This window comes from Cellulophaga baltica, from assembly GCF_900102165.1.
Classification (GTDB): Bacteria; Bacteroidota; Bacteroidia; order Flavobacteriales; family Flavobacteriaceae; genus Cellulophaga; species Cellulophaga baltica.
On record NZ_FNBD01000005.1, the window covers coordinates 346,067 to 357,594 of the forward strand.

Consider the following 11,528-nt stretch of genomic DNA (forward strand, 5'->3'; position numbering starts at 1 on the left):
ATGAACTGATAGTTATGAATAAACGTTTTGAATGGATAGATAATATAAGAGGGCTGATGATAATATTAGTAGCCCTAGGGCATATCATAGTAGATGGCAGTATAGATAACACCTTTAATTCTATAATGAGAATGCCTACATTTTTTATGATAAGTGGTTTCTTATTTAAATTTAAACCTTACAAAGCATATCTAAAGCATAAATTTATTCATCTAATTATACCCTATTTTGTATATCTAGTTCCAATCTTAGCGCTACAAATGTATTTTGAAGAAAAAAGCTATTTAGAATATTTAGGAAGATTAGTATTAGGTGGGCCATTTTTATATACTTGGACAGGTGTATTTTGGTTCATTACATGCCTATTCTTTACACAACAAATTTTTAATTTACTAAACGGGTGGAAAATTAAAAAAATTGGACTCCTAATGTTCCTATTTTTAATTCTAGCATATATAAATCAACTGTATTTTCAAACAATAAATATTCCATTGAGCTTAAATATTTGTTTATATTCTTGTCCTTTATTCTTTACGGGATTTATATTTAAAAAATTAATTGGCGAAGTGCATTTAGCTAAAATTGTGCCGTTAATATCAATAATAACTATTTTTATTGCAAGCACTTTCTATTTCAATGAGCTCTACATTAATATGAAGCTTGCAAATTATGGTATTCCATTTTTAAGCTTTATCCTAAGTATATTATCTGCATTTTGCATGATAAAACTTTTTAAATCTTTTGAAAAAAATATAGGATTAAACATTATTGGAAAAGCATCTATGGTTATTATGTATCTTCATTTACCCATTAATTACTTAATACTAAATTTCTACCCCAACTTTAACCAATGGCTACTCCTATTAATTGCCATAAGTATCCCGACATGCTTATATTATGTGTTTCGAAGAAATAACATTACAAAAAAATATCTTTTAGGGGAGCACTAAAAAATTTAGATTCAAAAATAAAAGGTGTTTCTTAATTAGTTAATCCGTACTCAATAATGCAAAAAAAACCTGAAAAATACGTCCAAATAATAGGCTTTACTTTATTTGCTCTTGGTATTGCACTGATATTTCTATTCAGCTGGAAAACTAATCCAAATGTGGGGGAGTATAGTTTTTTACCTGATTGGCTTATCAATTGGGCGGATCAATATCGAAATAATAGAAAAAGAACAGGAGTCCCTTTTATTTTTCTCGGATTTTTAGCAGGAGCATATTTAATATACATAAAACAAAAGAGTCTCCGATTTTGGATATTAACTGGCGTAATTTTAGTACTCACCGTAATCATTGCAGAACTAGGACAATATTTTATTCCTTCACGTGATCCAGACCCAAAAGATGTACTTTGGGGAAGTATTGGCGCAGGCATAGGTTTACTACCGATATTTATATTTTACAAAATAACAACACAATTAAAAAAATAACACCTTGGAGCAAACAATAAAAAAAAATCTTTTATTTATAGGGTATAACTTTTCACCTGAATTAACAGGGATTGGAAAGTATTCTGGAGAAATGATGCATTGGTTGGCTGCTCAAGGCCATAAATGCACTGTACTTACTGCCTACCCCTATTACCCCTATTGGAAGGTACAAGAACCATACAGAAACAATCGCTTTTGGTACAAAAAGGAGGAAAAATCATATCCTTCTGGCGGAAAATTAACAGTCATACGTTGTCCAATGTATGTCCCGACAAATCCAAGCGGAGCTAAACGGATGCTCCTAGATACGTCATTTTCCACAGCTGCATCTGCGGTGGTTTTTGTCAAACTTTTCCAAAAGAAATACGACTGGGTAATTTCAATTGCACCTTCTTTCCAGTTTGGGCTTTTAGGAGTGTTTTATAAAAAAATTAAAGGAGCTAAACATTTACACCATATTCAAGATCTTCAAATCGAAGCGGCACAAGATTTAGGTCTTATAAAATCTCCAAGACTTTTAAAGTTATTATACGGAACAGAACGCTTTATATTCAAACATACAGACGTTGTAAGTAGTATTTCTGATGGGATGATAGAACGTATTGAACTCAAAGCAAAAAAACCATTATTGTTTTTTCCAAACTGGACCGATACGAAAAGCTTCTATCCTATAGAAGATAAAACAGGCTTAAAAGAGCAATTTGGTTTTAAAGGGTCTGATTATGTCGTGTTATATTCAGGAGCTATTGGCGAAAAACAAGGTTTGGAAGCTATATTACAGGCTGCAGAAAGTTTAAAGACAAAACAGGCCATACAGTTTGTTATCTGTGGTACGGGACCTTACAAGGAAAAGTTAATTGCTATGACCAAAAAAATGAACTTAACAAATGTCCACTTTTTACCCTTACAACCGATGGAGGCTTTCAATGCCTTTTTAAATATGGCCGATTTACATCTAGTTATCCAGAAAGAGAAGGCTAGTGATTTAGTGATGCCTTCAAAATTGACCACCATTCTTGCGGTGGGTGGTTTATCTTTAATCACGGCAAACCCTAATGCAAGTCTCCATAAATTGGTGTCAAAATATAACATGGGGATACTTGTTGCAGCAGAAAACCAAAATGCTTTAAATGATGGAATTTTAAATGCGTATGAAGATACAAATACTCAAAAAATGACCGATGCTGCTAGAGCTTATGCACAAGAATTTTTAGCGATTGAAAATATTATGACTGCATTTGAAAAACAACTCTGATATTTAAAATCCTAAAAGGTGCATTTGGTCGATAATTAGCACAATTTATCCATGATTGTAAGAATATAAATACGATGTTGGTATCTTTATTTTGAGTAAAATCGTTTACCAAATTCAACCAAACTAACAGCCTTTAAGCAATACTTCTTGCCTTAAAACGTTGGTATTATATAAAACGAATAACATATGGGGAATAGCTTAGCTAAAGCAGTTTTTTCGTTTAAAACAAACATTTTAAATCCAAAACTAAACCGCTTACATCAAAAGACCAAAAACAGGCTAAAAGAACCAAATTTAGAAAAGTACAATTTAGAAAAACGCCAAGAACTTATTCATCACGCAATAACAAATTCAACCTTTTATACTAAAAAATACGGCAACCTAAATTTACCTAAAAATGGAACTTTAACACAGGAAGACTTCTTAAAGATACCACCTTTAACGAGAACAGAATTAGTAGAAAATTTTGAGAATATTAAAGTCAAAAATGTTTCTTCTATTGCTGCTAAAAAAGTGAGTACCTCTGGAAGTACCGGTCATCCAATATCTATATTGAGAGACTTACGAAATCCAGAAACCCCTATTCGCTGGCGCATATTAAATTGGTGGGGCATAGAACCATGGGAAAATCAAGCCTTCATTTATCGTTATAAACGCCCATTTTCTGAGCGTATCAGTAATGCCTTATTATGGTGGCCTACCAAACGTATTTTTTTAGCGGCTGCTAATCCCACTAAAGAACACTTAGAGAAATTCGTAACTGATTTTAACAGCATAAAACCTTCACTTTTACAAGGCTATGTAGATGTTGTTTTTGAATTTGCCTTATATCTACTAGATAACAATATAAAAATTCATCCTCCAAAAATGGTCTGGGTAACCTCTGCCCCATTATTTGAAGAACAACGGGAGTTAATGCAAAAGGCTTTCGGAGCTCCTGTTTGTGATCAATATGGAAATACAGAAATAATGTTGATTGCCGCAGAATGTCCGGAACAAAAAGGCTTACACATCATGCAGGATACGGTTCATATAGAATTTGTTGATCAAAATAATGAACCAGTGCCGCCTAATACTATCGGAAGGATATTGTTAACTGATTTGACAAATTACGCCTTCCCTTTGATTCGTTATGATATTGGTGATGAAGGAAAGTTTATGGATGAAATGTGTAGTTGTGGAAAACAACTTCCCTTAATGGAGAACGTACGAGGGAGACAAGCACATAATATCCAAACACCTTCTGGTTTAAGAATACGAGGTGAACATTTGATGGCTATGTTTAATGGGCATATGAAGAATTTTAAAGAAATACAATTACGCCAAGAGGCAGATTATTCGGTTTCTATGGAATATGTACCAAGGGGGCATCATAATCACAGCAAAGAAATTCAGAATATGGCAGAACTAATAATGCAACGTTCGCGGCAAGAAATTAAAGTATATCCCAAAGAAGTACAAAAAATACAACAAGTAGGCAGAAAAACACCTTTAATTGTAAGTAATTTAAAATAGGTATAACGTTTACCTTTTTTTATGAGCCCTATAAAAAGCCTAGTCAAAGAACAAATAGAAAAATATGAGTGGTATCGTTATCATCATATATCTAATACTATTGCCCAAAAGACACTCAAAAATCTAGAAAAAGAAAAAGGAAAATTTCCAATCACATTAAAAAAGCAATCTGATGCTTACGCTAGAGAAATTTTAGGGTGGAAGGGATTTTCTCCATGGCTTTATGTGTATAGCCACTTTTCTGAAGCGTTCAAAGAAGGCTGGATTCCTGACAATTTTTATGGAAAAGTAGTCATTCCTAAAATCCAAGGAGATTATGGCAAAATATCTTATCTAAAACCAATAACACACAAATTATTTGAAGAGAAACCTTGCCCCGATTTAGGCTATTTAATCAATGGTCGGTGTTTTGATAATAATTATAATCCTGTTTTGCAGGCAGATTTTAAGAATCTATTATTTCAGAATACAGACAAAGTGATATGCAAGTTAGATCAATCTTGTCAAGGGAAGGGGGTTTACGTATTTCAATACAAGGAATTCGAAATATTAAAAATTTTGGAATTAGGAAATTGTGTTATTCAAAAATACATCCAACAACATCAATTTTTTAATGCTTTCACAACAGACTCTGTTGCAACCATAAGATTAACTACGGTCATTGATTGTAATTTTCAAATTAGCTTACGAGCAGCATATCTTCGTTTGGGAAGAAGACACAACACACACGTATCATCAGAGGATCATATTCGTATTTCAATTAATATGGACAATGGGACTCTTAACTCTTTAGGATATCTTCCTAATTGGCAGAAAATTGAACAACACCCAGATACCTTAGAAAAATTTGACCATAAATTGATTCCTAATTTCGAAGAATGTAAAAAATTAGTAGAGCGATTACATAAGAGAGTTCCTATGGTGCAAGCCATTGGATGGGATCTTATTGTAGATACAAATAATAAACCTATTGTAATGGAATGGAATGGCTATAGCAATGACATTAAATTTTCAGAAGCTAGTCAAGGCCCATGTTTTAAAGATCTAGCCTGGAATAAGCTACGTATATAAAATGTCATGATTGGTGACATCCAATCATTTTGAGCTAACCACAACAAACCATAAAGAAATTTATGAAAATTAATTATTATTTCAGACATCCTAAAGTAGGTCATTCCATACATCGTGTATTTAGAACACTGATAGAAGAAGTAGAGAAATCTGCTGATATTTCTATTTTAGAAATGCCCAACAAAGGGTCAATGCCTTTGGATCTTTTAAAAAATAATATCTATACCTACAAAAGCAGAGATAAAAATACAATACATCATGTAACTGGTCATATTCATGATGTACTTTTAGCACTAGTAGGAGTTAAAACAGTATTAACCATTCACGATCTCGTTTTTTTAGATAACGTGAAAAACCCATTAAAAAAGTTTTACAAGTGGCTTTTTTGGCTATATCTACCTTTGAAAATTGCAGATAAAGTTGTTTGTATTTCTAACCAAACAAAACAAAACATTTTAAGCAAACTGAATACTGATAAGCTTTTGGTTATTTATAATGCCGTAGATCCAATATTTAGTTTTCAAGAAAAAGAATTTAATAAAAAGAAGCCGATCATTCTTCATATCGGAACAGGCTGGAATAAAAACTTAATCAAAAGTATTGAGGCACTAGAAGGTATTCCTTGCCATCTTCGGATTATTGGAAAAATAAAAGAAGATCAAATAAATTTTTTAAATAAACACGGAGTTGAATATTCAAACGCCCTAAATTTAACTGACTTAGATATAAAAAACGAATATCTCAACTGTGATATAGTGAACTTTCCTTCTATTTATGAAGGTTTTGGAATGCCCATCATAGAAGGGCAACAAACCGGAAGAATTGTGGTTACTTCGAAAATTGAACCTATGATTGAAGTAGCGCAAGAAGCTGCTGCATTTGTTCAACCGGATGATGTTGCCTCTATTAGACAAACATATCTAAAAATAATTAATGACGATTTATTTAGAGAAGAAACGATTAAAAATGGGTACATAAATGCCCAACGATTCTCAGTGAAAAATATCTCCAAGCAGTATATTGAACTTTATAAAAAATTATCTTAAAATGAAAATACTTCGAGTAATACCTAGTATGCACCCTAAACAAGGAGGGCCTTGCCAAGGTATCAGAAATTCAATACCTGAACTAGAAAAACTTGGTATTCATAATGAGGTAGTCTGCCTAGATGACACCGTTTCTGATTATGGAATAGAAGATTCTTTTAAAATTCATGCTATAGGTCAAAGTAACACACCTTGGAAATACCAAAAAAACTTAATTCCTTGGTTGCTAAATAATTTTCAAAGATTTGATATTGTAATGATTCATGGTCTATGGACCTATCATAGTCATGCAACTATTCAAGCTATTGAAAAATATAGGAAGACAACTACTATTTCTCCCAAAGTCTATGTAATGCCTCATGGAATGTTAGACCCCTACTTTCAGAAAGCAAAAGAGCGAAAGCTAAAAGCATTACGAAATGAGGTCTATTGGAAACTATTTGAAAATAAAGTTATTAATAAAGCAGATGGTGTTCTATTTACTTGCGAAGAAGAATTATTATTAGCGCGCACCACTTTTCCGAATTACAAACCCCAACGTGAAATTAATGTAGGCTATGGTATTCAAGCACCACCAGCCTATACGGATTCTATGAAAGCGGTGTTAAAAGATAAAGTACCGCTTTGGAACGAGAAACCTTTCTTGATTTTCCTAAGCAGAATTCACTCTAAAAAAGGAGTTGATTTATTAATTAAAGCCTACCTAAAGCTTGAAGAAGAGTTAGAGAATTTGCCACAGCTAATTATTGCTGGACCAGGTCTGGAAGAGGCGTATGGTAAAGAACTACTAAAATTAGCGTCAAGTTCTTCCAATATATTATTTCCTGGAATGCTCAGCGGTGATTCAAAATGGGGTGCTTTCTATGAAAGCGAAGCATTTGTTTTGCCGAGCCATCAAGAAAATTTTGGAATTGCCGTAGTAGAAGCTTTAGCATGTAGTAAGCCTGTTTTAATTAGTGATAAAGTGAATATCTGGCGAGAAATTACATCAGAAGCAGGTGGTCTTGTAGAAAACGACACGGAAGCAGACACTTATAAACTCTTAAAAACATGGCTAAAACTATCCTCCTCAGAAAAAATAAAAATGAGTGAGAATGCCCAAAAAGTATATGCAACAAAATTTACTATAGCTCAAGGAGCTAAATCTTTAATTGCAGGTTTAAACTCTAACTAAAATGGAAAATTTTATATCAAAAGTTAAACTATATGACTTTGACGCCAAAGAGGGTTTAAATCGTGGAGCTACACGCTTAAAAGAGCTGATATGGTACTTGGTTAAAGTTTTCTTTTTCCTGAGCGCCTTACCTTACCCTAGCTCGCTAAAAGTATGGGTGCTAAAACTATTCGGTGCTAAAATTGGCACTGGCGTCGTTATAAAACCACGGGTCAATATTCATTTTCCTTGGAAACTTGATATTGGTAATCATGTTTGGATTGGAGAGGAAGTATTTTTACTCAATTTTGAGTTACTCACTATTGGAAATAATGTATGTATATCTCAGCGTAGTTTTTTATGTGGAGGCAATCACGATTTTCGTAACCCTTCAATGCCTTATAGAAACGGCCCTATTACCTTAAAAGATGGGTGTTGGGTAGGCGCATGTTGTTTTATAGGCCCTAATGTTGCAATTGGAACCGACACCGTAATCACCGTTGGCTCCGTAATCGTAGCTAATCAAGAAAACAATAGAGTGATCACACAAGTACCTACGAATCAAAGTAAAACTAGATGGAAATAAGAAATAACTAATATTGACTACCTCTTACCAATTTGAGTGTAACCTCAATTTTGCCTGTATTGTTAAAATCTCCATTACTATAAATATAAACATCTCTATGTCCTGCAGAAGCAATTACTTCATTAACTAAATTTGTTTTAATACCGGTAGCCTTAGATATAGTGCCTAACAAATTATCTTTAAAAGTATTACTTGTTCCTAAACTAACAATTGAGCCAGAAACTAAACTTTCTAAGGTATTTACACTCACATGTTCTACGGTAAAACCAGCTGGAATATTTATATCCAGCTTTTGACTATTACCTAGGCCTAAATCTACCACTTCCGTACGCGTCCATTGATCCTGTTGAACATTATCAATTTGCTCAATAATATAATCATTACTAGTGTCTATTACTTTAGCATAATTTGCATTGGGATTATCGCTATTCGCAAACAACATTCTACAATTTTCTTCTCGGAAATCTCCATCTATGGTTCTCCAACCATTGACTGTTACTTCATAATGATTATTAGCCCCACTGCTTAAAGTTTCTTCATTGTGAAATATGACACCTCTATTTAATTGACTAGAGGTATGCTTTTCTATAGACAAACTAGAATTAACAATTGTATTATTTGACCCAAAAATTCCAAAAAATCCAGCATCATCAGTATTCAACTCATTAACAAAAACATTCACATTATCCCATAAAATATGATTTCCAAAAGTATAATCCATAGGATAAAAAGTAGAAACTGCTGAATTGTCTTTAATAACAATGTTCTCAAAAATTGTATTCTCCATTTCTTCTCCAACAAATCTAAGCGAAGCATATTTAACATCCTCCTCAAAAATTTCTGTTCTACTTTCAGAATATAAGTTTTTTATTACGCTATTTTTTAGATCACCTATATCCGCAATACCATCCCTTCTATAAGATTTGTAATTATCTACAGATACATTATACTGCACCCCAACCAACTTCAGAGAATTGCAAAACCCACTATTTTCTATTCCTGTTTTCCTAACATTATTTACTCCCACATATTCCCCCTCATCAATAGTATTATTGATTTCAACATTTGTAACCGTATAATTTTTTGAACTATCGTTATTTAAATAAATTAAGTGTGGAGGAGGAAAATGATATAAAGTTCCATTGTAACCACCAAGATAAGCCCCATCTAACTTTTGGGCATCAGAGTACCTATACGCCTTTAAACCTTCTGATTTAAAATCTTGAACAATACCTTGAATACCCATAATAACACCATCCATCACAACATTATTAAGTAAAACATTTTTACTTACAGCAGTTTCTCCAGAAGTACCTGTAACCATTTGATCTGAGGTATATTGCTCTTTAAATTTGATTCCCCAAGGAATAAACCTATCAGCGGTATCACCTTTGGCTACAAATTTGACATTATCATACTCGATGTAAGATGACGCCTCAATTGAAAATATTGCATAAAATGATGTTGGACCTCTAAACATTGGATAACTTGAATTGAAAACGACTCCTCTTTCAGACGTCATGAATTCTTTCAATCTAGTTAAATTGGCGCTATTTATATCTGCGAAAGCATTGATGGAAGCATCATATTTATTATCCCACAATAAAGTAATATTCTTAAAAACCAAATTTTCAGATAAGACTATATAAAAAGCAGGTGACAACAAATTATTAATAATGATATTAGCATCATTCTTTCCCTCTATCCATGTATTATCTTCTAAAAAAATGGATTTAGTTCCGGTCTGCTCTACATCTAAAAATATATCTTTATCTACCATGACTCTTGCAGTTACTGCATGTGCCTGCGCTAAAGTTTCCACAAAAACGTCACGGTCATCCGTAATACCATTCATTACTGCTCCAAACCAATAAGGCATTAAGTATTGTTCCTCTACAAAAGTTCCCGCTAAATCTATACCCTCAAATACTTGATATTTTGTTTTAGAAACGATAGTACTAGTACCATCACCAGTTACCGTTCCATTACTTAATGAACCACCGGTAAAATAAAGTGTTACGCCTTCAGGTAAAATAATGGTAGCAGCATTAAGGTCAAAATCAAATTGAATGTTCCACACGGCATCTTTATAATCAGCTGGGATGTTACTCCAGTCAAAATTTTCAGGAATAACAATCGTATTTTCAACATCAATAATCACTTCCTCTTCTGGAAGCAAAACAGTTTCACTAAATTCGGTATCCTTTTTACAAGAGACTCCTGAAAACAGGAGAAAGACCGCCATCATTACGGTACACAACATAGATCGTTTCATTACAAATTAGTTTGTAGGTTTTTCTTTGCAAGTACGTTTGGGTTTTACTTACAAAAAGACTTATTCATCGTTATAACGCAAAGATATACGGTTAAAGTGCTCAATCGGATGTATTTTTAGCACATTTGCCAACATCACATTTTATTTTTAGCATGGTCAAGAATCTTTCAAAAATTTAAAGCATAAGCTAATTTTATCACATTAATTTATTCATAATCAGTTTGCTATTTGAGGATACGCTATTTTTATATTCCCTAAAAGCTGTATAATTCTATGAAAATCACCTATTGTAGCTCTAAAACTGAAAAAGAATTAGTCCAAATAGTACGTTTACAACAAGAAAACTTATACCATAACGTCTCAAATGAAGAAAAATTGGCAGAAGGCTTTTTAACGGTTGAGCATACGCTGCAACTCTTGGACCAAATGGGCAAGGTTTGTTCACATACCATAGCAAAAGATGAACAAGGAAACTTAGCAGGGTATGCTTTAAGCATGCACCCTTCGTTTAAAGACGACATAGAGGTTCTTAAGCCCCTATTTGAAGTATTAGACCCATTGATAGCTCCAGAAGAAAAATACATGCTTATGGGTCAAATTTGCGTTTCTAAAAATCATAGAAAACAAGGAGTATTTAGAGGCTTGTATGCACACATGAAAGAGCAACTAAAACAGGAATATGATACTATTGTGACTGAAATAGATGCTTTAAATAACAGATCTATGCAAGCGCATAAGGCGGTTGGCTTTGAAGAAATGGCTAGATATACTGCTAACGAGCAAGAATGGGTGGTGGTACGCATGCAGCTCTAAGAAATACTCAGACTTTATTGCACACGAACTATAGCATCTAGATTATACGAATACCTTTTGAATACTACCAATGCCTATTAATAGCCACTAATAGCTACAGAACCGTTATAAACAGCTATTGAGGTAATCTACTCTCAGGAGTAATGCGTTTTGGGATACTACAGTTGTTAGGAGTAGGAATCATCAAGAATCAGAAACTTCTATAAACAAAAAAAGTCCTCAATATTTCTATTGAGGACTTGATTAAAAAAAGGCGACGACCTACTCTCCCACTTGGTATAGCAGTACCATCGGCGCTGATAGGCTTAACTTCCCTGTTCGGAATGGTAAGGGGTGGACCCTATCGCCATGGTCACCTTAAATCGTTGTACTACACAAA

The 11,528-nt window shown here is 33.4% G+C and carries 10 protein-coding genes and 1 rRNA gene; 9 read left to right on the plus strand and 2 right to left on the minus strand.

Annotated features, from left to right (window positions below; genetic code table 11):
• The first annotated feature begins 14 nt into the window (after positions 1 to 14).
• From BLQ19_RS11125 to BLQ19_RS11160, 8 genes are all read left to right on the plus strand, one after another.
• Positions 15 to 950, plus strand: a complete 936-nt coding sequence (locus tag BLQ19_RS11125; protein WP_074538381.1) for an acyltransferase family protein — start codon at positions 15 to 17, stop codon at positions 948 to 950.
• Between the two features lie 56 nt (positions 951 to 1,006).
• A complete protein-coding gene (locus BLQ19_RS11130; RefSeq protein ID WP_074538382.1) occupies positions 1,007 to 1,435 on the plus strand; it encodes a VanZ family protein in 429 nt (142 codons plus the stop codon).
• Positions 1,436 to 1,439: 4 nt separating this feature from the next.
• Positions 1,440 to 2,690, plus strand: coding sequence for a WcaI family glycosyltransferase (locus BLQ19_RS11135; protein WP_081690153.1), 1,251 nt, complete (start codon positions 1,440 to 1,442; stop codon positions 2,688 to 2,690).
• A 186-nt stretch (positions 2,691 to 2,876) separates the two neighbouring features.
• Entirely contained in the window at positions 2,877 to 4,205 is a 1,329-nt protein-coding gene (locus BLQ19_RS11140; protein WP_074538383.1) for a phenylacetate--CoA ligase family protein, read from the plus strand.
• 21 nt (positions 4,206 to 4,226) lie between these two features.
• Positions 4,227 to 5,276: a sugar-transfer associated ATP-grasp domain-containing protein gene (locus tag BLQ19_RS11145; protein ID WP_051327599.1), complete on the plus strand. Its 1,050-nt coding sequence runs from the start codon at positions 4,227 to 4,229 to the stop codon at positions 5,274 to 5,276.
• Between the two features lie 62 nt (positions 5,277 to 5,338).
• Positions 5,339 to 6,322 carry a glycosyltransferase gene (locus BLQ19_RS11150; RefSeq protein WP_024479203.1) on the plus strand — a complete coding sequence of 328 codons (984 nt, stop codon included), beginning with the start codon at positions 5,339 to 5,341 and terminating at the stop codon, positions 6,320 to 6,322.
• Position 6,323: 1 nt separating this feature from the next.
• Complete coding sequence (locus tag BLQ19_RS11155) at positions 6,324 to 7,496, plus strand: glycosyltransferase (RefSeq protein ID WP_024479204.1); 1,173 nt, start codon at positions 6,324 to 6,326, stop codon at positions 7,494 to 7,496.
• A gap of 1 nt (position 7,497) precedes the next feature.
• Complete coding sequence (locus tag BLQ19_RS11160) at positions 7,498 to 8,061, plus strand: WcaF family extracellular polysaccharide biosynthesis acetyltransferase (protein WP_074538384.1); 564 nt, start codon at positions 7,498 to 7,500, stop codon at positions 8,059 to 8,061.
• 7 nt (positions 8,062 to 8,068) lie between these two features.
• Here BLQ19_RS11160 and BLQ19_RS11165 read toward each other — a convergent pair whose 3' ends face one another.
• The gene (locus BLQ19_RS11165; RefSeq protein ID WP_139150240.1) at positions 8,069 to 10,336 is read right to left on the minus strand and encodes a hypothetical protein; all 2,268 of its coding nucleotides are present in this window, start codon (positions 10,334 to 10,336) and stop codon (positions 8,069 to 8,071) included.
• Between the two features lie 273 nt (positions 10,337 to 10,609).
• On the opposite strand from BLQ19_RS11165, the gene BLQ19_RS11170 reads away from it, so the two are divergent.
• Positions 10,610 to 11,149 carry a GNAT family N-acetyltransferase gene (locus BLQ19_RS11170; protein ID WP_074538386.1) on the plus strand — a complete coding sequence of 180 codons (540 nt, stop codon included), beginning with the start codon at positions 10,610 to 10,612 and terminating at the stop codon, positions 11,147 to 11,149.
• Between the two features lie 248 nt (positions 11,150 to 11,397).
• Here the strand turns inward: BLQ19_RS11170 and rrf are convergent.
• A 5S ribosomal RNA gene (gene rrf / locus BLQ19_RS11175) occupies positions 11,398 to 11,509 on the minus strand.
• Positions 11,510 to 11,528 lie beyond the last annotated feature (19 nt).